The sequence below is a fragment of the Pseudomonas sp. S07E 245 genome (assembly GCF_019599025.1).
In the GTDB taxonomy this organism is placed as follows: domain Bacteria; phylum Pseudomonadota; class Gammaproteobacteria; order Pseudomonadales; family Pseudomonadaceae; genus Aquipseudomonas; species Aquipseudomonas shirazensis.
Map to the genome: position 1 here is coordinate 4,885,558 of NZ_CP080625.1, position 21,454 is coordinate 4,907,011.

Annotated in this window: 21 protein-coding genes; 12 read left to right on the top strand and 9 right to left on the bottom strand. The window is 62.1% G+C overall.

Going from position 1 to position 21,454, the window contains the following annotated elements; genetic code table 11:
- Positions 1–144 precede the first annotated feature (144 nt).
- Positions 145–732 carry a TIGR00730 family Rossman fold protein gene (locus K3F44_RS22405; protein WP_220632994.1) on the bottom strand — a complete coding sequence of 196 codons (588 nt, stop codon included), beginning with the start codon at positions 730–732 and terminating at the stop codon, positions 145–147.
- Between the two features lie 346 nt (positions 733–1,078).
- Between K3F44_RS22405 and azu the strand changes: the two genes are divergently transcribed.
- Positions 1,079–1,528, top strand: a complete 450-nt coding sequence (gene azu, locus K3F44_RS22410; protein ID WP_101315977.1) for an azurin — start codon at positions 1,079–1,081, stop codon at positions 1,526–1,528.
- Between the two features lie 65 nt (positions 1,529–1,593).
- Here azu and nadE read toward each other — a convergent pair whose 3' ends face one another.
- Both nadE and pncB read right to left on the bottom strand, forming a co-directional pair.
- A complete protein-coding gene (nadE, locus tag K3F44_RS22415) occupies positions 1,594–2,421 on the bottom strand; it encodes an ammonia-dependent NAD(+) synthetase (protein WP_150572870.1) in 828 nt (275 codons plus the stop codon).
- Positions 2,422–2,424: 3 nt separating this feature from the next.
- A complete protein-coding gene (gene pncB, locus K3F44_RS22420; protein WP_220632995.1) occupies positions 2,425–3,630 on the bottom strand; it encodes a nicotinate phosphoribosyltransferase in 1,206 nt (401 codons plus the stop codon).
- A 663-nt stretch (positions 3,631–4,293) separates the two neighbouring features.
- On the opposite strand from pncB, the gene K3F44_RS22425 reads away from it, so the two are divergent.
- From K3F44_RS22425 to K3F44_RS22450, 6 genes are all read left to right on the top strand, one after another.
- Positions 4,294–5,430: a branched-chain amino acid ABC transporter substrate-binding protein gene (locus tag K3F44_RS22425; RefSeq protein WP_101315983.1), complete on the top strand. Its 1,137-nt coding sequence runs from the start codon at positions 4,294–4,296 to the stop codon at positions 5,428–5,430.
- Positions 5,431–5,584: 154 nt separating this feature from the next.
- Entirely contained in the window at positions 5,585–6,499 is a 915-nt protein-coding gene (locus tag K3F44_RS22430; RefSeq protein ID WP_101315985.1) for an ABC transporter permease subunit, read from the top strand.
- A gap of 2 nt (positions 6,500–6,501) precedes the next feature.
- Positions 6,502–7,791 (top strand): high-affinity branched-chain amino acid ABC transporter permease LivM, encoded by a 1,290-nt coding sequence (gene livM / locus K3F44_RS22435; RefSeq protein WP_101315987.1) that lies wholly within the window; start codon positions 6,502–6,504, stop codon positions 7,789–7,791.
- A complete protein-coding gene (locus K3F44_RS22440; RefSeq protein WP_101315989.1) occupies positions 7,788–8,663 on the top strand; it encodes an ATP-binding cassette domain-containing protein in 876 nt (291 codons plus the stop codon). The genes livM and K3F44_RS22440 overlap by 4 nt, the downstream gene beginning before the upstream one ends.
- Complete coding sequence (locus K3F44_RS22445) at positions 8,660–9,376, top strand: ABC transporter ATP-binding protein (RefSeq protein WP_103435867.1); 717 nt, start codon at positions 8,660–8,662, stop codon at positions 9,374–9,376. The genes K3F44_RS22440 and K3F44_RS22445 overlap by 4 nt, the downstream gene beginning before the upstream one ends.
- Before the next feature lie 710 nt (positions 9,377–10,086).
- Positions 10,087–10,854 carry an SDR family oxidoreductase gene (locus K3F44_RS22450; RefSeq protein WP_103435868.1) on the top strand — a complete coding sequence of 256 codons (768 nt, stop codon included), beginning with the start codon at positions 10,087–10,089 and terminating at the stop codon, positions 10,852–10,854.
- Between the two features lie 48 nt (positions 10,855–10,902).
- Here K3F44_RS22450 and K3F44_RS22455 read toward each other — a convergent pair whose 3' ends face one another.
- The 3 genes from K3F44_RS22455 to K3F44_RS22465 form a co-directional block, all read right to left on the bottom strand.
- The gene (locus K3F44_RS22455) at positions 10,903–12,012 is read right to left on the bottom strand and encodes an AGE family epimerase/isomerase (protein WP_220632996.1); all 1,110 of its coding nucleotides are present in this window, start codon (positions 12,010–12,012) and stop codon (positions 10,903–10,905) included.
- Between the two features lie 58 nt (positions 12,013–12,070).
- Positions 12,071–12,703 carry an HTH-type transcriptional repressor FabR gene (gene fabR, locus K3F44_RS22460; protein ID WP_103435870.1) on the bottom strand — a complete coding sequence of 211 codons (633 nt, stop codon included), beginning with the start codon at positions 12,701–12,703 and terminating at the stop codon, positions 12,071–12,073.
- A 123-nt stretch (positions 12,704–12,826) separates the two neighbouring features.
- A complete protein-coding gene (locus K3F44_RS22465) occupies positions 12,827–13,192 on the bottom strand; it encodes a hypothetical protein (protein WP_220632997.1) in 366 nt (121 codons plus the stop codon).
- 328 nt (positions 13,193–13,520) lie between these two features.
- Between K3F44_RS22465 and K3F44_RS22470 the strand changes: the two genes are divergently transcribed.
- Complete coding sequence (locus K3F44_RS22470) at positions 13,521–15,584, top strand: AsmA family protein (protein ID WP_220632998.1); 2,064 nt, start codon at positions 13,521–13,523, stop codon at positions 15,582–15,584.
- A gap of 60 nt (positions 15,585–15,644) precedes the next feature.
- On the opposite strand, the gene K3F44_RS22475 is transcribed toward K3F44_RS22470, so the two are convergent.
- Together K3F44_RS22475 and osmE are read right to left on the bottom strand one after the other, a co-directional pair.
- Positions 15,645–16,175, bottom strand: coding sequence for a bacterioferritin (locus K3F44_RS22475; protein ID WP_101316002.1), 531 nt, complete (start codon positions 16,173–16,175; stop codon positions 15,645–15,647).
- A 43-nt stretch (positions 16,176–16,218) separates the two neighbouring features.
- A complete protein-coding gene (osmE, locus tag K3F44_RS22480; RefSeq protein ID WP_101316004.1) occupies positions 16,219–16,560 on the bottom strand; it encodes an osmotically-inducible lipoprotein OsmE in 342 nt (113 codons plus the stop codon).
- Between the two features lie 123 nt (positions 16,561–16,683).
- On the opposite strand from osmE, the gene K3F44_RS22485 reads away from it, so the two are divergent.
- From K3F44_RS22485 to K3F44_RS22495, 3 genes are all read left to right on the top strand, one after another.
- A complete protein-coding gene (locus K3F44_RS22485; RefSeq protein WP_220632999.1) occupies positions 16,684–17,574 on the top strand; it encodes a triacylglycerol lipase in 891 nt (296 codons plus the stop codon).
- A gap of 78 nt (positions 17,575–17,652) precedes the next feature.
- Positions 17,653–17,925 (top strand): PsiF family protein, encoded by a 273-nt coding sequence (locus K3F44_RS22490; protein WP_220633000.1) that lies wholly within the window; start codon positions 17,653–17,655, stop codon positions 17,923–17,925.
- Positions 17,926–17,996: 71 nt separating this feature from the next.
- Complete coding sequence (locus K3F44_RS22495) at positions 17,997–19,004, top strand: AI-2E family transporter (protein ID WP_101316010.1); 1,008 nt, start codon at positions 17,997–17,999, stop codon at positions 19,002–19,004.
- Positions 19,005–19,055: 51 nt separating this feature from the next.
- Here K3F44_RS22495 and K3F44_RS22500 read toward each other — a convergent pair whose 3' ends face one another.
- Positions 19,056–20,327, bottom strand: a complete 1,272-nt coding sequence (locus K3F44_RS22500; protein WP_220633001.1) for an Hsp70 family protein — start codon at positions 20,325–20,327, stop codon at positions 19,056–19,058.
- A 164-nt stretch (positions 20,328–20,491) separates the two neighbouring features.
- Between K3F44_RS22500 and cbpA the strand changes: the two genes are divergently transcribed.
- On the top strand, positions 20,492–21,454 hold the full coding sequence (gene cbpA / locus K3F44_RS22505; protein WP_101316014.1) for a curved DNA-binding protein: 963 nt from the start codon (positions 20,492–20,494) through the stop codon (positions 21,452–21,454).

Below are 21,454 nucleotides of genomic sequence, written 5' to 3' on the forward strand. Positions count from 1 at the left end.
TGAAGGTTGATGGGGCCGCTTTGCGGCCCTTTCGCGACGCAAGGCCGCTCCCACATGGTCAGCGCCGCCTTCGAGGCGTGCACCGGATCTGTGGGAGCGGCCTTGTGTCGCGAAAGGCCCGCGCAAGCGGGCCCAGATGCACGGTCAGTCAGGTGCGCGATCGATCCACTTGGGCACCACCGGCGCGACGAATTCATCCATCCCGTCCAGCAGCGCATCCGCCTGCTGCCCGAGCAACAGCATCGCCCGGTGCTGCGGCCGCACAAAACCTTCTTCGACAATATGGTCGAGGAACCCGCCCAGCTTGGTATAGAAGCCGTTTACATCGAGCAGTCCCAGCGGCTTGGCGTGGTAGCCCAGTTGCCCCCAGGTCCACACCTCGAACAACTCTTCCAGCGTACCCAGGCCACCCGGCAGGGCGATGAAGGCATCGCTGAGCTCGGCCATGCGCGCCTTGCGCGCGTGCATGCCGTCGACCACTTCCAGCCGGCTCAGGCCCTTGTGGCCAACCTCGGCGTCCAGCAGGCTCTGCGGGATGATCCCGACCACCTCACCGCCGGCCGCCATCGCCGCGTCGGCAACCACGCCCATCAGGCCGACCGCGCCGCCGCCGTAGACCAGGCATAGGCCACGCCGGGCAATCGCTTCGCCGAGGGCAACGGCCGCTGCGCGGTAGGCGGGGTTGGCGCCGATACTGGCGCCGCAGAACACACAAACGGAACGTACAGGCATTGCTTATCTCCCTTTACAGACGTCCAAGGGTAAAGCGCATGCCTGTCGCTTCCAAGATCGGATTTATTCGGGACGGGAAAACTCGCAGGCCGCGCCAGTGGTGCCATGGGCGTAAGCGGCGAGCAGGCTGTTCATCAAGCTACCAAGGGACATGTCGTTTGCTCCTAAATGAGAGGTTGTCCCATCGTCGGTTATGCAGGCATGATGTGCACTTAGATTGGTTGTATACAATCCATAGAACAAATTTACTGGCTGCCAGCCGAACACTGCCTTGATGCATATCAGGCACGCTCGTTCCGCTTTCAGGCAGACTCGCAATTGATAAACCCTGCCAAGGAGATTCACGATGTTTGCGAAAGCTGTAGCGGTATCCCTGCTGACCCTCGCCAGCGCTTCTGTGTTTGCAGCCGAGTGCGCGGTGACCATTGATTCGACTGACCAGATGTCCTACAACAGCAAAGAATTCACCGTCGACAAGAGCTGCAAAGACTTCACCGTGACCCTGACTCACTCCGGCAACCTGCCGAAGAACGTCATGGGCCATAACCTGGTGGTCAGCAAGACTGCCGACATGCAGGCCATTGCCACCGAAGGCATGACCCAAGGCATCGACAAAGGTTACCTGAAGGAAGACAACGCCAATATCATCGCTCACACCGCGATGATCGGTGCGCCAGAGAAAGAAACCAAGGTCACCTTCGACACTTCCAAGCTGGAAGCTGGCGGCGACTACAGCTTCTTCTGCACCTTCCCAGGCCACATCTCGATGATGAAAGGCAAGGTCGTGGTCAAGTAAGCCACGCCACAAACAAAGCCCGGCCGCGATCAACGTCGCGGTCGGGCTTTTTTTATCGCCGCCGATTACGGCGCGAACGGCAGCTCGCGCTTGTGCTGAGTCTTGCGGTAGGTGCTGACGATGATATCGAAAGCATGCTGGTCGACAGGCTCACCGTGCAGGAAGGCATCGATCTGCTGGTAAGTGATGCCGTGCGCTGCTTCATCTGGCTTGCCTGGCTCAAGGTCTTCGAGGTCCGCGGTCGGTACTTTCTCGACCAGTGACTCAGGCGCACCAAAGGCACGAGCAATGGCACGTACCTGGTTCTTCACCAGGCCGCTGAGCGGCGCCAGATCACAGGCGCCGTCGCCAAACTTGGTGAAGAAGCCCATCACCGCCTCGGCCGCATGGTCGGTGCCGATCACCAGGCCGCCACGGGCGCCGGCGACGCTGTACTGGGCCACCATGCGCATGCGCGCCTTGATGTTGCCGACCACGAAATCGACCATGGCCGGTGCGCCGTCCTGCAGCACATCGACCTTGCTCTTGAGCCCAAGCACGGCGGGAGCGATGTCGATGGTGTGCACTTCATCGGCCTTGATCACATCCAGGCAGGCCTGCGCGTCGTGTTCGTCGTGCTGCACGTTGTACGGCAGACGCACGGCGATGAAGCGATAGCCGTCGTCGCCGCTGCTGGCGCGCAGTTCGTTGACGGCGCGCTGGGCGAGCAGGGCGGCGGTCAGCGAGTCGACCCCGCCACTGATGCCCAGCACCAGGGTCTTGAGCCGGGCGTTGGCCAGGCAGTCCTTGATGAAGGCCACACGCCGGGCAATTTCGGCTTCGAGCGCGGCGGCATCGGCGAATGGCGGCTGCACCTTGAGCTGCTGCGCGATCTCTTGCTGAACGGCTTGCATGGGTTACTCCTTGTGGGCAACTTTGAATACGTGACGCAGGTAGGCGACGAAGTTTTCATCGCGGCACTGCGTCTTGGCGGCCTCGTCGGAAATCTTCGCTACCGGCGAGCCATTGCAGTCGGTCATTTTAAGCACGATGCTCATCGGCGCTACTCCCGGCAGGTCGCAGGTGAGGTTGGTGCCGATGCCGAAGCTGACATTGATGCGACCACGCAGGGCACGGAATATCTGCAACGAACGCGGCAGGTCGAGACCGTCGGAGAACACCAGGGTCTTGGTCATCGGATCGATGCCCAGTTGCTGGTAATGGGCGATAGCCTTTTCCGCCCAGGCCACCGGCTCGCCGGAGTCGTGGCGCAGGCCGTCGAACAGCTTGGCAAAGTACAGATCGAAATCATTGAGGAAGGCATCCATGGTGATGCAATCGGTCAAGGCGATGCCGAGCAGGCCGCGGTACTCGCGGACCCAGCAGTCGAGCGCGGCGATCTGGCTGTCAATCAGGCGCGGGCCGAGTTGCTGGTGGGCCATCAGCCATTCATGGGCCATGGTGCCCAATGGTCTGATATCCAGTTTCCATGCCAGATCGACATTGCTGGTGCCAACGAAGCGCCCCGGGAAGTCATCGCGCAGGACCCGCACGACTTCTTCCTGTACGCGGCTGGAGAAGCGTCGCCGGGTGCCGAAGTCGGCTACCTGCAGTTCGGCCAGTTCGTCCTCGCTGGCGTTGTCCCTGAGCCAGTCGAACTTGCGGTAGAGCTGATCGCGGGCAGCCGCCAGCGGCATGTGCGGGTGCAGGTGACGGTTGCGCACCTCGCTGATCAGCGCCAGCAGCGGCACCTCGAAGAGGATCACATGCAGCCACGGGCCTTTTAGACGCAAGCACAGCTGATCGTCTTCGATGCCCAGATGGACATAACGCAGGTTGAAGCGGAACAGGCGCAAAAAGCGCAGAAAGTCTGGCTTGAGAAAGCTGATGCGCTCAAGAAACGCCAGCTGGCCGTCGTCCAGGGTCAGCTCGCTGAGCAGCTCGATCTGGCGGCGAATCTCGCCCAGATAGGGGCGCAGGTCTTCGCCGTTGCGGCAGCGAAACTCCCACTCGACATCAGCATCGGGATAGTTGTGCAGCACCGCCTGCATCATCGTCAGCTTGTAAAAATCGGTGTCGAGCAGGTTGTGCACGATGCGCTCAGAGAATGCGCTCTCGCTCATTGAAAGCTCCAGGTCGGCGGCGCTCGCTGAAACGGCGCAAGCGCGCGGGAATGGCGATCATTGTGCCAGCCTTTGCGCTTCACAGGGCACTCACAGTTGACCGCATTACCTTTACCTCGCGCGGAGCCTCTGTAGGAGCGGCCTTGTGTCGCGAAAGGCGCGCGCAGCGGGCCCGGCGATCTTGCGGTGCAGCACAAATGCTGGGGCCGCTACGCGGCCCTTTCGCGACACAAGGCCGCTCCTACAGCTGACCGTGTCGCGGCTGGTGCGGGCAGGCTTCGCGCAGCCCTGCAACGGGGCTGTAACTGCCAAAACCCGGACGTTTTCGCGCGCAGCGACTAGCCTTGAAACAGTGCCCCCGTAGCAGTCACGCACCAGCGGTGTGCACTTCGGTGACGTCGACAGTTACCGGTAGGTTGCACGTTGACACTGGTGCTGGTTGCAATGATGGCACTGCTCGGTTGCGCCTATATTGGAGGAATGGTGGCGCCCGCTTCGTTGTAGACGGTTGCACGCTCAATGAACGATGCCCGGCGCCGGCCTCCAGACGGCCAGCCAGGCGTGTTTGCTCGAAATGCAAAGTCAGTGGCACGGCGCTTGCTCTGATCAGCAAGCAGAACGTTGTAGTGCCAACCAAAAAAAAGACTCTAGGAGCACCACCTCATGTCGCAGACGTTTTACAAGAAAGGCTTCCTGGCTCTGGCCGTGGCAACGGCACTGGGTGTTTCTTCGTATGTGCAGGCCGATATCAAGATCGGCGTCGCGGGGCCAATGACCGGGGCCAACGCAGCGTTTGGCGAGCAGTACATGAAAGGTGCGCAGGCTGCGGCCGACGCGATCAACAAGGCCGGTGGGGTCAACGGCGAGCAGATCAAACTGGTAGCCGGCGATGACGCCTGCGAACCGAAACAGGCCGTAGCGGTAGCCAACAAGCTGGTCGACCAGGAGAAAGTGGTTGGCGTGGTCGGGCACTTCTGCTCGTCCAACACCATCCCAGCCTCCGAGGTGTACGACGAGGCCGGCATCATCGCGATCACCCCAGGCTCGACCAACCCGCAGGTCACCGAGCGGGGCCTGTCGGCCATGTTCCGCATGTGCGGGCGTGACGACCAGCAAGGCATCGTTGCCGGCGACTACATCGTTGATGTGCTCAAGGGCAAGAAGGTCGTGGTGCTGCACGACAAGGACACCTATGGCCAAGGCCTGGCCGATGCGACCAAGGCGCAGCTGGAAAAACGCGGCGTCAAACCGGTGCTGTATGAAGGCCTGACCCGCGGCGAGAAAGACTTCAGCGCGGTGGTCACCAAGATCCGTGGCGCCGGCGCCGATGTCGTCTACTTCGGCGGCCTGCACCCGGAAGCCGGTCCGCTGGTACGTCAGCTGCGTGAAGCTGGCCTGAAAGACGTCAAGTTCATGTCCGATGACGGTATCGTCACCGACGAACTGGTCACTACCGCAGGCGGCGCGCAATACGTCGACGGCGTGTACATGACCTTCGGCGCCGACCCGCGTCTGCTGCCAGACAGCAAGGCGGTAGTGGATCAGTTCCGCAAGAACGGCACCGAGCCTGAAGGCTACACCCTGTATGCCTACGCCTCGGTACAGGCCCTGGCTGCTGCATTCAATGGCGCCAAGTCGAACAAGGGCGAAGACGCCGCCAAGTGGCTCAAGGCCAACCCGGTGCAGACCGTCATGGGCGAGAAGACCTGGGACGCCAAGGGTGACCTGAAGATCTCCGACTACGTGGTCTACCAGTGGGATAAAGACGGCAAGTACCACCAGCTGGAAAAACAAAAATAACAACGGCGCAAGGTCCGGGCACAGACCCGGGCCGACGCCCAGGCGGTATCTGTCTTTATCCGTAGATCTGCACCTGTGCTGCACCACGCGGGCCGCCTGACGGCAGCCCCGCTGTGGCCAGCGCAGGGGCGATCTCACTCAGCGAGATTGCGTTATGGATGGTATTTTCCTGCAGCAACTGGTCAACGGCCTGACCCTCGGGTCGGTCTACGGCCTGATCGCCATCGGCTACACAATGGTCTATGGCATCATCGGCATGATCAACTTCGCGCACGGCGAGGTGTATATGATTTCCGCCTACCTGGCGGCAATCAGCCTGGCATTGCTGGCTTATTTCGGTGTCGAATCCTTCCCGCTGCTGATGCTCGGCACGCTGCTGTTCACCGTGGTGGTGACCGGTGTGTACGGCTTCACCATCGAACGTATCGCGTACAAACCCCTGCGTAACTCCACCCGCCTGGCGCCGCTGATCAGCGCTATCGGCATCTCGCTGATCCTGCAGAACTATGCGCAGATCAGCCAGGGCGCTCGCCAGCAAGGCGTGCCGACCCTGCTCGAAGGCGCGCTGCGGGTCGAGGTTGGTAGCGGCTTCGTGCAACTGACCTACACCAAGATCTTCATTCTGATTGCTGCCTTTGCCGGCATGGCCCTGCTCACCTATGTGATCAAGTACACCAAACTTGGGCGGATGTGCCGCGCCACCCAGCAAGACCGCAAGATGGCCTCGATTCTGGGTATCAACACCGACCGAGTGATCTCCTACGTATTCGTCATCGGTGCGGTCATGGCCGCCCTGGCTGGCGTGTTGATCACCATGAACTACGGCACCTTCGACTTCTATGCCGGCTTCATCATCGGCATCAAGGCGTTCACCGCCGCGGTGCTCGGCGGCATCGGTTCGCTGCCTGGAGCCATGTTGGGCGGGATCATCCTGGGCATCTCCGAATCACTCTTCGCCGGCCTGATCAACTCCGACTACAAGGACGTGTTCAGTTTCTCGCTGCTGGTGTTGATCCTTATCTTCCGGCCACAAGGCCTGTTGGGCCGCCCGCTCGTGGCTAAGGTGTGAACATGTCTGCTGCCAATTCTGCTTCTTCCGGTTTTGATATCAAACGCAGCCTGATCGAGACCATCGTCGCCGGCCTGCTTGCCCTGATCGTGTTCGGCCCGGTGGTCGGCGTGGTGCTCGATGGCTATACCTTCAACGCCGAGCCCGCCCGTGTGGCCTGGCTGGTCGGCGCGGTGATGGTCGGGCGCTTCGTGCTCAGCCTGTTCTTCCAGAGCGGCACCGGCCAGCGCATGCTGCAGGGCTTCGACAGTGGTGGCTCGGGCGTGCATGTGCTGGCGCCGGACTACAAGTCGCGGCTGCGCTACATCATTCCGGCGCTGATCGTGATCGCCATCGTGTTCCCGATCTTCGCCAACAAGTACCTGCTGACGGTGGTGATTCTCGGCCTGATCTACGTGTTGCTGGGCCTTGGCCTGAACATCGTAGTCGGCCTGGCCGGCTTGCTCGACCTTGGCTACGTGGCGTTCTATGCCATCGGCGCCTACGGCCTGGCGCTTGGTTACCAGTACCTCGGCCTGGGCTTCTGGACGGTGTTGCCGCTGGCCGCCATTGCAGCGGCACTGGCCGGCTGCATATTGGGCTTTCCGGTATTGCGCATGCACGGCGACTACCTGGCGATCGTGACCCTGGGCTTTGGCGAGATCATCCGCCTGGTGCTGAACAACTGGCTGTCCTTCACCGGCGGGCCGAACGGTATGCCGGCGCCATCACCGACCTTCTTCGGCCTGGAGTTTGGCCGCCGGGCCAAGGACGGCGGGGTGCCGTTCCATGAGTTCTTTGGTCTGGACTACAACCCCAACGTGAAATTCCTGTTCATCTACATCGTGCTGTTCCTGGTCGTGCTGGCGGTGCTGTACATCAAACATCGGCTGACCCGGATGCCGGTTGGCCGCGCCTGGGAAGCGCTGCGCGAAGACGAGATCGCCTGCCGCTCGATGGGGCTTAACCACGTGCTGGTGAAACTCTCGGCATTCACCCTGGGCGCTTCTACCGCGGGCCTGGCGGGGGTGTTCTTTGCCACTTACCAAGGCTTCGTCAACCCGTCCTCGTTCACCTTCTTCGAGTCGGCGTTGATCCTCGCCATCGTGGTGCTGGGCGGCATGGGCTCGACCGTTGGCGTGGTGATTGCGGCGTTCGTGTTGACCGTGGCACCCGAGCTGCTGCGCAGCTTCTCGGAATACCGCGTGCTGCTGTTCGGGGTACTGATGGTGCTGATGATGATCTGGCGACCGCGTGGGCTGATCCGGATCAGCCGCACCGGGGTAGTCCCGCGTAAAGGAGTGGCGCCATGAGCGACGAAGTCATTCTCTCGGTCGAACACCTGATGATGCAGTTTGGCGGCATCAAGGCATTGAGCGACGTCAGCCTGCAGGTCAGGCGCAACCAGATCTTTGCCTTGATCGGCCCCAACGGCGCCGGCAAGACCACCGTGTTCAACTGCCTGACCGGCTTTTACAAGGCCAGCGGCGGGCGCATCCAGCTCAACCTGCGCGGTAACCAGACCGACGTGATCCAGTTGCTGGGCGAGCGCTTCCAGCCCAGCGACTTCGTGTCGCCGGCGCGTTTTGCCAGTCGCGTGTACTACAAGATGTTCGGCGGCACCCACCTGGTCAACCGCGCCGGGCTGGCGCGGACCTTCCAGAACATTCGCCTGTTCAAGGAAATGTCCGTGGTGGAGAACCTGCTGGTGGCGCAGCACATGTGGGTCAACCGCAATCTGCTCGCCGGCGTGCTCAACACCAAGAGCTACCGCAAAGCTGAAAGCGATGCGCTGGACCACGCTTTCTACTGGCTCGAAGTGGTCGACCTGGTCGACTGTGCCAACCGCCTGGCTGGCGAATTATCGTACGGCCAGCAGCGCCGCCTGGAGATCGCCCGGGCCATGTGTACCCGGCCCAAGATCATCTGTCTGGACGAACCGGCCGCCGGCCTCAACCCGCAGGAAACCGAAGCACTGAGCCGGATGATCCGCGTGCTGCGCGACGAGCACGACATCACCGTCGTGCTGATCGAGCATGACATGGGCATGGTCATGAGCATCTCCGACCATATCGTCGTGCTCGACCACGGTACGGTGATCGCGCAAGGCGCGCCGCAGGAAATTCGCCACAACCCGACGGTGATCGCCGCCTACCTGGGTGCAGATGAAGAGGAACTGGTATGAGTGCACCCATTCTCGAGCTGAAGGAGCTGGACGTGTTCTACGGGCCGATCCAGGCCCTGAAAAAGGTCTCGATGCACATCAACGAGGGCGAGACGGTCAGCCTGATCGGCGCCAACGGTGCCGGCAAGTCGACGTTGCTGATGTCGATCTTTGGCCAGCCACGGGCAGCATCCGGGCAAATCCTTTATCGCGGCACCGACATCACCCGCAAATCGCCGCACTTCATCGCTTCCAACGGCATTGCCCAATCGCCGGAAGGGCGCCGGGTGTTCCCCGACATGACCGTCGAGGAGAACCTGATGATGGGCACCATCCCCATCGGCGACAAGCACGCCAGCGAAGACATGCAGCGTATGTACGAGCTGTTTCCGCGGCTCAAGGAGCGCCGCAGCCAGCGGGCCATGACCATGTCCGGCGGCGAGCAGCAGATGCTGGCAATCGCCCGCGCGCTGATGAGCCGGCCCAAACTGCTGCTGCTCGATGAGCCATCGTTGGGCCTGGCCCCGATAGTGGTCAAGCAGATCTTTGCCACCCTGCGCGAGCTGGCCCAGAGCGGCATGACCATCTTTCTGGTGGAGCAGAACGCCAACCATGCCTTGAAGCTGTCGGACCGCGCCTATGTGATGGTCAACGGCGAGATCCGCATGACCGGCACCGGCCAGGAGCTGTTGGTCAACGAGGATGTGCGCAACGCCTATCTTGGCGGCCATTGATGGTCAGGGGCCGCTATGCGGCCCCTTCTTTCAGCAAATGTGGACAACTTGTCGCACACCATTGATTTCGCTTCTTCGAATCCCTCGCCAAGCCCTTGTTTGCATAGGTAGAAACTTGTCCACGGATCGTGTGGAACTGCCTGTGGACAACATGGTGGCACTCTGTTGCAGCCCTTTGTAATCAAGGCTTGTAGAGGTTTGATCATATTTTGATCAATGCCCTTTGGATACCTGTAACGGCGCCCTGATTAGCCCTGCAGCGGATGGGTTTCGCGCCTGATCAGTCTGTGGATAACTCTGTGCAAAAGCCTTGGACAGACTGCTGCAAGTGGCAGCTAGCATGGCTTTGCTCGACTTAACCTTTATAGGGTGCACGCTGACCCTGTAGGAGCGGCCTTGTGTCGCGAAAGGGCTGCGTAGCGGCCCCACGATTTAGGCAACGCCGCAGAACTGCTGGGGCCGCTACGCGACCCTTTCGCGACACAAGGCCGCTCCTACAGAGACCGCGTCTAAGCTGGTTGCAAGTTGCCCCCAATCGGTGGGGAAAGCCCTGTGGATAACATGCGCATAGCCTGCACCGGGCCTTATACGGCAAGGCTTTGCGCAATGTGTACGTTTTTTGACCAGTCGCTTAAACGGCTTGCTGGCTGGGCCGGCCACGGGCATGCTTCAAGGCCTGCCGACGACACCCCATTGCGAAGGAGAACAGCATGACGTCTACCGTATTCATCACGGGCGCCACTTCCGGTTTCGGCGAGGCCACCGCCCGCCTTTTTGCTGACGCAGGCTGGAAGCTGGTCCTGACCGGCCGACGTAAAGAACGCCTGGATGCGCTGTGCGCCGAGTTGTCGGCCAAGACCGACGTGCATGGCATCGTGGTCGACGTGCGCGACCGCGCGGCAATGGAGCAGGCCATCGCCAACCTGCCGCCGGCGTTCGACAAGCTGCGCGGGCTGGTCAACAACGCAGGCCTGGCACTGGGTGCAGACCCTGCGCAGAAGTGCGACCTGGACGACTGGGACACCATGGTCGATACCAACATCAAGGGCCTGATGTACACCACTCGCCTGCTCCTGCCGCGGCTGATCGCTCATGGTCGTGGCGCGTCGATCCTCAACGTGGGTTCGGTGGCGGGTAACTATCCATACCCTGGCAGCCACGTCTATGGCGGCACCAAGGCGTTTGTCGGTCAGTTCTCGCTGAGCTTGCGCTGCGACCTGCGTGGCACTGGCGTGCGGGTCAGCAACATCGAGCCAGGCCTGTGCGAAAGCGAGTTTTCGCTGGTGCGCTTCGGTGGCGATCAGTCCAAGTACGATGCAACCTACGCTGGCGCCGAAGCGATCCAGCCGCAGGACATCGCCGAGACCATCTTCTGGATTCTCAACCAGCCGGCGCACATCAACATCAACAGCCTTGAGTTGATGCCGGTGAGTCAGGATTGGGCTGGGTTCTCGATCGATCGCTCGCCCAAAGGCTGAGCGCAGCAACGGGGCCGGCCTGCGGCCCCTTGGTGCGACGCGTAACCGTCAGGCCAGCGCGTCCAGCCCTTGCAGGCAGGTCGCCAGGTGATAGGGCGTGGTCGACGGCATGTCGTGCCGGCTGACCGCGCCGGTGGCGTCCAGGCATTCGCGCCAGCCGCCTGCATGCAGGAACTTGTCCTCCAGCGAGCGTAGCTGTTGCAACAGCTGCTGCTCACTGCCCGGGCGCAATGCCAACGCGCGCAGGTATTCTGCCTTGGCCCAGATACGCTGGGTTGGGTCGAGCACCTTGCCATTGATATCCAGGCTGGCGAGTACCGCCGCATCGATCACGCCATGGCGCTCGGCGTAGTCAAAGCCACGGGCGATCGACCCATGCAGCGCGCTGCTGTTGAGCAGCGGCGATGTTTCGAGCAGGTAGAACCACTCGAACTGATGACCAGGTTCGAACCAGTTATCCACAGCGCCGCGCGGTTTTTCCAGCATCAGGCCGTGCTCGGGCTCGATGAAGTGCGTTTGCAGCGCCTCACACAGTTGCAGCAACGCTTGCTGTACGTCCTGATCGTCGCGTACTGCGAGGGTTTGCAGGAAGGCCTCGGCCAGGTGCATCTGCGGGTTTTGCAGCGGGCCGCTGCCCAGGTCGGCCCAGTCTTCGCCCAGGTTTGCTTCATACAGGCCATCGTCGCGCGCGAAGCGTTCGGCTACCACTTCCAGCGCTGCGTTCAGTGTGGCTTCGACCAGCCCCTCCTGCACCTTGCCCCAGTAATGCGCGCAGGCGAACACGATGAACGCATGGGTGTACAGGTCCTTGCGCCGGTCCAGCGGCTTGCCAGCGGCGTCTACGCTGTAAAACCAGCCGCCGTGTTCGGCATCGTGGAAGTGGCGCTGCAGCGAACGGAACAATGCTGCGGCGCGCTCGGAGGCGCCGGCTTGCTCGATACGGCTGCTGAACAGGTACAACTGACGCGCGACGGCCATCGCCCGGTAGCGCTGCACGGGCAGTGGCTGGTGCTGTTCATCGAGGGCTTCGAAGGGCAGGGCTAGTTCGTCGTTCCAGCCTGGGCCTTGCCACAACGGCACGATGCGTTCAGCGAAGTGCTGACGGAAGCGCTCGAGGCGGGTGCTCAGCTCGGGCAGGGTAGGGCGGGGGTCGGACATGGCAACGCTCGTCGCAATCGGGCAGGGCGCCATGATAGCAGCTAGCGGCCAGGCGCCGTCAGCCAGGGCTGCTCAAACCCTGCCAGTGGCGTGCACCGACAAAGATGAAACGCAGCTGCTGAGTGATCTTCTCTTGCGCGCTGAGCGGCTGGGCGGTGTGTGGGTCAGGACTGTCGATCAGCTCGGGCAGGGTGGCGAATACGGTCTTGACCACCAGGTCGGCCATCACTTCCAGGGCTGCCGCATCAAGGTGCTTCCAGCGCGGCATCAGGCCGAGGTCAGTGGCAAGGTCGGAACTGATGTGCTGGCGCAGGCGAGCGATGGCCTGGCGCACGGGCTGCGAGCCGCCGTATTGCTCGCGGGCGAGAAACAGGAACTGAGTGCGGTGCGCGGCGACCATGTCGAGAAAGATGCGTACCGAGGCATCGGTGATGCCACCCATTTCAAATTCGTTTTGCCGCACCAGGCGGATCGCGTGGCGGAAGGTCGCGTCGACCTCTTCGACCAAGGCCAGCCCGAGCGCGTCCATGTCGGGGAAGTGCCGATAGAAACCGGTGGGCACGATGCCGGCGGTCTTGGCCACTTCACGCAGGCTGATGCTGCCAAAGCCACGGCCGCTCTCCATCAACTGGCAGGCAGCGTCCAGCAAGGCTTGACGGGTCTGGAGCTTCTGTTCGGCGCGAGGCAGCATGGGGCAGGCTTCTGTGGCTGTACGACGGGGTTATTCTGGATAAAAAAACAAAGCCCGGTCAATGGACCGGGCTTGGAGGGTAGCAGGCGCAATATCGAGGATCGACCTTTTCTGCCATGGCAATCAGCTCACACGGCTGAGTTCAAGCAGACGATCCGAGCCACCTTCGGCTACTCGGCCACTGCGCTCGATCAGACGGTCCGAGCCACCTTCGGCAACACGGCCACTGCGCTCGATCAGACGGTCCGAGCCACCTTCAGCGACGCGGCCACTGCGTTCGATCAGGCGATCAGAGCCTCCTTCGGCGACACGGCCACTGCGTTCGATCAGACGGTCCGAGCCACCTTCGGCAAGGGTGTTCAAAGGCTGCACGGCGGCCGCGTCGCTGGAGCGCGATTCGGCGGTCAGGTGCTGCTCCTGACCAGGCAAGGCGAAGGCACTGGTGGCCGCGATGGACAGGGCAAGGCTAAGCAGTAATTGGCGTTTCATGATCAGGGCGCTCCTCTGGAGGGCTGGAAAGTGGGTACGAAGCCAATGCTACCCGCCGCACCGCCAGAGAAAAGTTCATAAGGATAATGGTAACAATCGACAGGATTGATACTGTTGCAGCAGCGGCTCTAGCCCAGGCATTTCGGCGCAGCGCGCATGCCACTGAGCAGCTTGGTAACCAGTCAATCTCACGGCAAAGCTGATGAGGTCGTCAGAAAATTCTTGGCTAGAATGCGCCATGGATTAAACCCAGCGGCTTTTCATCAGTCCCACTTATTAAGTGTCACCGTCGTGGCGCCATGAGCCATGCAGTCAGGAGAATCACGCAATGACGCGCCCCGCCAGAATCATCACCTGGACCCTCGCCACACTGATCACCTTGCTGGCGATCCTGGTGGTGGTGATCGCCACCTTCGACTGGAACCGCGCCAAGCCGCTGCTCAACGAGAAAGTCTCAGCCGCCTTGCAGCGACCGTTCGCCATCAACGGCAACCTCGCCGTCAAATGGCGCACCGAGCCTGAAGAAGGCGGCTGGCGCGCCTGGGTGCCGTGGCCGCACTTCATTGCCGAGGACCTGACCCTGGGCAACCCGGAGTGGCTCAAACAGCCGCAGATGGTCGGCCTGGAGAAGGTCGAATTTCGTCTGTCACCGCTGCCGCTGATTTTTCAGCACATTGTCATCCCGCGCATCAACCTGACCAAACCCAATGCCAGCCTGACCCGCCTGGCCGATGGCCGCGCCAACTGGACGTTCGATTTCGGGCCAAAGGATGAAAACGCCGAACCGTCGAAATGGGTGCTGGATATCGGCGCCATCGGTTTTGATCAGGGCAATGTCAGCTACAACGACCAGATCCTCAAGGCTGACATGAAGGTGCAGATCGACCCGCTGGGCAAGCCAATCCCGTTCAGCGAGATCGTCGGCAAGGCCCGCGCCGAGAAGAGCGCCGGCGCCCAGGACTACGCCTTTGGCCTCAAGGCCAGCGGCCGCTACAAGGATCAGCCGGTGTCCGGCACTGGCAAGATCGGTGGCCTGCTGGCGCTGCAGGACGCCAGCCAGCCGTTCCCGTTGCAGGCCGACGTGCGTATTGCCGACACCCATGTGGTGGTCGCCGGCACCCTGACCGACCCGCGTAACCTGGGCGCGCTGGACCTGCGCCTGAAGCTTTCCGGCGCTAGCCTGGGCAACCTCTACCCGCTGACTGGCGTGACCCTGCCGGACACACCTGCGTACTCCACCGACGGCCATCTGCTAGCCAACCTGCACGCTGCCGAGGGTGCGCGGTTCAGCTATGAAGGTTTCAACGGCAAGATCGGCGACAGCGACATTCATGGCGATCTGGCCTTTGTCGCGAGCAAGCCGCGGCCTAAACTGAGCGGCAAGCTGGTCTCCAATCAGCTGCTGTTCAAGGACCTTGCGCCGTTGATCGGCGCTGACTCCAACGCCGAGCAAAAGGCCCGTGGCGGTGCCAGCAAGCAGCCAGGCGACAAAGTGCTGCCGGTCGAAGAGTTTCGGACCGAGCGCTGGCGGGCAATGGATGCCGACGTCAGCTTCAGCGGCAAGCGCATCGTGCACAGCTCCAAGTTGCCGTTCAACGACTTGGCCGTGCACCTGATCCTCGATGATGGCCTGCTGCGCCTGCAGCCGCTGCGCTTTGGCGTGGCCGGGGGCAATCTCGCTGCCAACATCCGCCTGGATGGACGTAACGTGCCGATGCAGGGCCGGGCCCGGCTGACCGCGCGTGGCTTCAAGCTCAAGGAACTGTTCCCAGGCTTTGCACCGATGCAGACCAGCTTTGGCCAGCTCAACGGCGATGCCGATATCAGCGGCCGCGGCAATTCGGTCGCGGCGCTGCTCGGCACCGCCAACGGCGACATGCGCATGCTGATCAACGATGGCGCGATCAGCCGTGAGCTGATGGAACTGGCCGGCCTCAACGTCGGTAACTATGTGGTCGGCAAATTGTTCGGCGACAAGGATGTGCAGATCAACTGCGCGGCCGCCGATGTCGGCATCAAGGACGGCCTGGCGAGCACGCGCGTGTTTGTCTTCGATACCGAGAACGCGATCATCTATATCGATGGCACGGTCAACTTCGCCAGTGAACAGCTCGACCTGAAGATCACCCCGGAGTCCAAGGGCCTGCGCCTGTTCTCGCTGCGCTCGCCGCTGTATGTGCGCGGCAAGTTCGTCAAACCCAGTGCTGGTGTGCAGGCGCTGCCGCTGGCCCTGCGTGGCGCCGGTATGGTTGCCCTGGGCGTTGCGATTGGCCCGGCAGCAGGGCTGCTGGCGCTGATTGCACCGGGTGACGGCGAGCAGAATCAATGCACGCCATTGCTCGAGCAAATGAAAGCCGGCAAGGCGCCGGCTGAGGTCAAGACGAAGAAGTAAGGCGGGTTCGTTATCGGCCTCTGCACCGCAGGTTGCGGGCAGAGGCCAGAGGCTAGCGAATCACAGACCCTTGAGCAGGTCGGCCATGTCGTCGGCGTGCTCTTCTTCCTGGGCCAGGATGTCTTCGAAGATGCGCCGGGTGGTCGGGTCGCTCTCGCCGATGTACTGGATGATCTCGCGGTAGCTGTCGACCGCGATGCGTTCAGCCACCAGGTCTTCCAGCACCATCTCCTTCAGCGAGTTGCCCGCGACGTACTGCGCGTGGGAGTTCTTGCTCAGGTTGTCCGGATTGAAGTCCGGCTCGCCGCCCAGCTGGACAATACGCTCGGCCAATTTGTCGGCGTGTTCGGCTTCCTGGGTGGCGTGCTCGAGGAACTCGTCAGCTGCTGCTGCCGCCTTGATCCCGCTGGCCATGAAGTAGTGGCGCTTGTAGCGCAGTACGCAGACCAGCTCGGTTGCCAGCGACTCGTTGAGCAGCTGGATGATCTTCTCGCGGTCGGCGCTATAGCCTTCGGTCACGGCGCCGTCTTCAACGTGCTGGCGGGCGCGTTCGCGCAAGGTGTGTTTATCGGTCAGTTCAACGTTGCTCATGCTTATCTCCGAGATATCAGGGTTGTCAGGGCTTCAGGAAGACTCAGGCGCCAGTCGCGGCTTTCTTGTCTTCTTCTCGTTGTTTGCAGGTCTTGAAGCCTTTGGCATCGACGTGGCCGGTGGCATCGAAGCGCACGTAGTAGGGCTGCTGATGGCCATCACGGTTGAGGATGTAGTCGTTGCAGGTGCCGCCGTTGGGCAGGTCAATGACCATCGACGGGCTGCCACCGATGGCGATTACCTTCTGCATGGTCATGCCGTTCTCGACCTGCTTGACCAGCGGCTCGTCGCGGTAGGTAACGTAGTCCACCGGGTTTTCCGGACGGCTGCCGCAGGCGGCCAGGGTTGCGCTGGCCAGAAGGATTGCCAAAGTCTGTTTGTACATGGTCCCGCTCCTTGCTCAGGGTGTGTGCAGGATTGGAACCGCAGCGCGGCTCAGGAGTTCGATTGTGGCTGTCATCTACCTCGCGTTAGTGTTGGCGCACGGCCAAGCCCGAGGAGAACGGCAATGAAACAGGATCTGGCGACGCGATACCCGGTGGTGCTGGTGCCGGGCATGCTCGGTTTTGTCCGGCTGCTGGTTTATCCCTACTGGTTCGGCATCGTGTCGGCGCTGCGCCGCGGCGGTGCCAAGGTCTATCCGGTGCAGGTGTCGCCGCTGCATTCCAGCGAGGTGCGTGGCGAGCAGCTGTTGGCGATCATCGAAGACATCTGCCAGCGCAGCGGCGCCGCCAAGGTCAACCTGATCGGCCACAGCCAGGGCGCACTCAGCGCGCGCTATGCCGCTGCCAAGCGGCCAGACCGGGTTGCCTCGGTGACGTCGGTGGCCGGGCCCAATCACGGCTCGGAGCTGGCCGACCACCTCGAACGCAAGGCGCCCGGGCACTCGCTTAAAGGGCGTGTGCTGCGCGTCGTGTTGCACGGCCTGGCGCGGTTGATGGGCTGGCTGGAAACAGGCTGGCGCCGTGAGCGGCTGCCGATCGACGTGCACGCGTCGCATCAGTCGCTGACCTGCGCGGGTGTGGCGCTGTTCAACCAGGCTTATCCACAGGGCCTGCCGCAGCAATGGGGCGGCGAGGGCGCCTATGAGGTCAATGGCGTGCGCTACTACTCGTGGTCGGGCACGCTGCAGCCAGGCTTGACCGACCAGGGCCGCAACCGCTTTGACGGCAGCAACCGCTTCTGTCGCCTGTTCGCCCGCAGCTTCGTCCGCGAGAAAGGCCAGTGCGACGGCATGGTCGGGCGCAACAGTTCGCACCTGGGCCAGGTGCTGGGCGATGACCACCCGCTGGATCATCTGGACATCGTCAACCAGTCACTTGGTGCGGTGGGCAAGGGGGCTGAGCCGGTGCGGCTGTTTACCGAGCACGCCGCGCGCTTGAAAGCCGCGGGGCTCTGATGGCGCTGGCACGCGGAAATAGTTGGCTACACTCAGGCTTGGATCCGTGCATTGGGCGCGGAACAAGGAGACCACTCCATGAAGCGACTGCAAGCGCCATTGCTGGTATTGGGCATGTTGATCTGCGCGCAGGGCTTTGCCGCCACCGCCCAGCAGGAAAAGATGAAGAGTTGCAACGCCGACGCCACTGCGCAGACCCTCAAGGGTGATGAGCGCAAGGCATTCATGAGCAAGTGCCTGAAGGTCTCCCAGCAGGAGAAAATGACCCGCTGCAACGCCACCGCCACCGAGAAGACCCTCAAGGGTGACGAGCGCAAAGCATTCATGAGTACCTGCCTGAAGAAGAAATGAGCTGTATCTATGTTTGCGCGCCGAAGGCTGGCAGACTGCGATTCTTTTCTGCTGTCTGCCCCTGAGGCTGTATGACTTTCACCCCTCGCCAGGTCACCCTGGCCAGCTGGATCATCGTCTTTGCCGGCCTGTTGCTGGCCCTGCCGCTGAAGTTGTTGCCAAGCCTGCTCGCCGGCCTGCTGGTGTTCGAACTGGTCAATATGCTTACCCCGCGGCTACAGCCGATCATTGCCGGGCAGCGCGCGCGCTGGCTGGCGGTGGCGTTGCTGGGCACGCTGGTGGTGATCAGCCTGACGTTGCTGATTGCGGGCGCGTTCAGCTTCTTGCTGCATGAAGCGGAGAACCCTGGCGCCTCGCTGGACAAGTTCATGCTGCTGGTGGAGCAGGCGCGTAGCCAGTTGCCGCCGTTCATCGAAGGCTACCTGCCGGCCAGTGCGGCCGAGTTCAAGGTGGCGATTGGCGAATGGCTGAGAAGCCACCTCGGTGAGTTGCAGCTGGTTGGCAAGGGCATGGCGCACATGTTCGTCACCCTGCTGATCGGGATGATCCTCGGTGCCATCGTTGCCTTGCAGCGCATCCCCGATATCTCCCGGCGCAAGCCACTGGCAGCGGCGATGTTCGAACGGCTGGCGCTGCTGGTGCAGGCGTTTCGCAATATCGTCTTCGCCCAGATCAAGATCTCGCTGCTCAACACCTTCTTCACCGGGATCTTCCTCGCAGTGGTGCTGCCGCTGTTCGGCGTACACCTGCCGCTGACCAAGACCCTGATCGTGCTGACCTTCCTGCTCGGCCTGCTGCCGGTGATCGGCAACCTGATGTCGAACACGCTGATCACCATCGTCGGCTTGTCGCTGTCGATCTGGGTGGCGTTGGCGGCGCTGGGCTATCTGATCGTTATCCACAAGGTCGAGTACTTCCTCAACGCGCGGATCGTCGGCGGCCAGATCAGGGCCAAGTCGTGGGAGTTGCTGCTGGCGATGCTGGTGTTCGAGGCCGCGTTCGGCTTGCCGGGTGTGGTGGCCGGGCCGATCTATTATGCGTATCTGAAAAGTGAGCTGCGCCGCGCCGAGCTGGTGTAAGGGGCAGGCCTGACAGCACGCGCTAACGCGCTGCCAGGCTTGCGCTGAGGCTTACAGCGCGCCGTAGCGCTTGCGCGCTTCGATCGCCAGGCCGCTGCCGATGCTGCCGAAGATATTGCCTTCGACGTGGCGAGCATTGGGCAGCATCGCCGCAACGCTGTTGCGCAGCGCCGGGATGCCGCTGGAGCCGCCGGTGAAGAACACCGTGTCGACCTGGCCCTCAGTGACGCCAGCCTTGTTCAGCAATTCGCTGACGCTGCCGCGGACCCGTTGCAGCAGGCCGCCAATGGCGTCTTCGAACAACGCGCGGGTCAGCTCGACGGCCAGTTCCGGTTCGATCCGGCGCATGTCGATCTGGCGGCTGGGCTGGTCGGTCAGCTCGATCTTGCTGGCCTCGATCTCCATCGCCAGCCAGTGCCCGGCACGCTGCTCGATCAGCTTGAACAGGCGATCGATGCCCAGCGCGTCTTCGATGTCATAGCGCATGTTGCCCAGCGCCAGCTGTGATTTCTGCGAATACACGGCGTTGATGGTGTGCCAGGTGGCCAGGTTCAAGTGGTAGCTGGTTGGCATCAGCGCACCGCTCTTCATCTTGCTGCCGTAGCCGAACAGCGGCATCACGCCTTGCAGGCTCAACTGCTTGTCGAAGTCGGTACCGCCAATGTGCACACCGCCGGTGGCGAGAATGTCACTCTGGCGCTCGGCCAGATGGTGGCGATCGGGCGACAGGCGAATCAGGGTGAAGTCGGAGGTACCACCGCCGATATCGACGATCAGTACCAGCTCTTCGCGGCTGATGCCGGACTCGTAATCGAAGGCCGCAGCAATTGGCTCGTACTGGAACGACACGTCCTTGAAGCCGATCTTGCGCGCTACGTCGGCAAGGGTGTCTTCGGCTTCCTGGTCGGCCGCCGGGTCATCGTCGACGAAGAATACCGGGCGGCCCAGCACGACTTGCTCGAAGCTGCGGTCGGCGTCGGCTTCGGCGCGTTTTTTCAGCTCGCCGATGAACATCCCGAGCAGGTCCTTGAACGGCAGGGCAGTGCCGAGCACGCTAGTGTCGTGCTTGATCAGCTTGGAGCCGAGCAGGCTTTTGAGCGAGCGCATCAGGCGCCCTTCGTAGCCTTCGAGGTATTCGTGCAGGGCCAGGCGGCCGTACACCGGGCGACGCTCCTCGATATTGAAGAACACCACCGAGGGCAAGGTGATCTTGCCTTGCTCGAGGGCGATCAGCGACTCGGCACCCGGGCGGTGCCAGCCGACCGTGGAGTTGGAGGTGCCAAAATCGATGCCCAGGGCACGGGCCGGGGATACGTCGGACATGGACAATTTACTTCCGGAGGCAAAACGGCCGCGCAGTTTATGCCCTTTGCCAGCAGAATCAAGACCAGTCGTCTGCTCCACGGCAACCCCAAACCGCCCTTGAAAGGCTATGCTTGGTCCCTATCTTCAGATGCAACACGCAAATTCACACTGGTGATCCATAGATGGACTTCAAAGACTATTACAAGATACTCGGCGTAGAGCCCACCGCGGACGACAAGGCGATCAAGGCCGCGTACCGCAAGCTGGCCCGCAAGTATCACCCCGATGTCAGCAAGGAGCGCGATGCCGAGGACAAGTTCAAAGAGGCCAACGAGGCCTACGAAGTGCTTGGTGACGCGCAGAAACGCGCTGAATTCGACGAGATCCGCAAGTATGGCGGCCAGCACGGCCGGCCGTTCCAGGCCCCGCCCGGCTGGCAGGGTCGCGGCGCTGGCGCGGACAATGGTTTCGAAGGCGGCGACTTCTCCGACTTCTTCAGCTCGATCTTTGGCGCACGTGGCGGCAGCCCGTTCGGACGCGGACAGCAGCAACAGCAACGCAGTGCGGGCAGACGAGGGCAGGACGTGGAACTGGAGCTGGCGGTTTTCCTTGAGGAGACCCTGAACAAAGAGTCCAAGCAGATCAGCTTCCAGATCCCGCAGACCAACGCCGCCGGGCAGCGCACCGGGTTCACCACCAAGACCCTCAACGTCAAGATCCCGGCCGGGGTCACCGACGGCGAGCGCATCCGCCTCAAGGGCCAGGGTGCGCCAGGGGTTGGCGGTGGTGCCAATGGCGACCTGTTCCTGACCATTCGCATGGCGCCGCATCCGCTGTTCGATGTCGAAGGCCATGACCTGATCATCACCGTGCCGCTGGCGCCGTGGGAAGCCGCGCTGGGCACCAAGGTCGCGGTACCGACCCTGACCGGCAAGATCAACCTGACCATCCGCCCCGACAGCCAGAGCGGCCAGCGCCTGCGCGTCAAAGGCATGGGCTTGAGCAACAAGCAGGGCGAGCGCGGTGATCTGTACGCGCAATTGAAGGTGGTCATGCCGACCCAGTCGGACGACGCCACCCGTGAACTGTGGGCCAAGCTTGCCGAGAAGGCCGCGTTCAACCCGAGGACTCAATGGAGTAGTTGA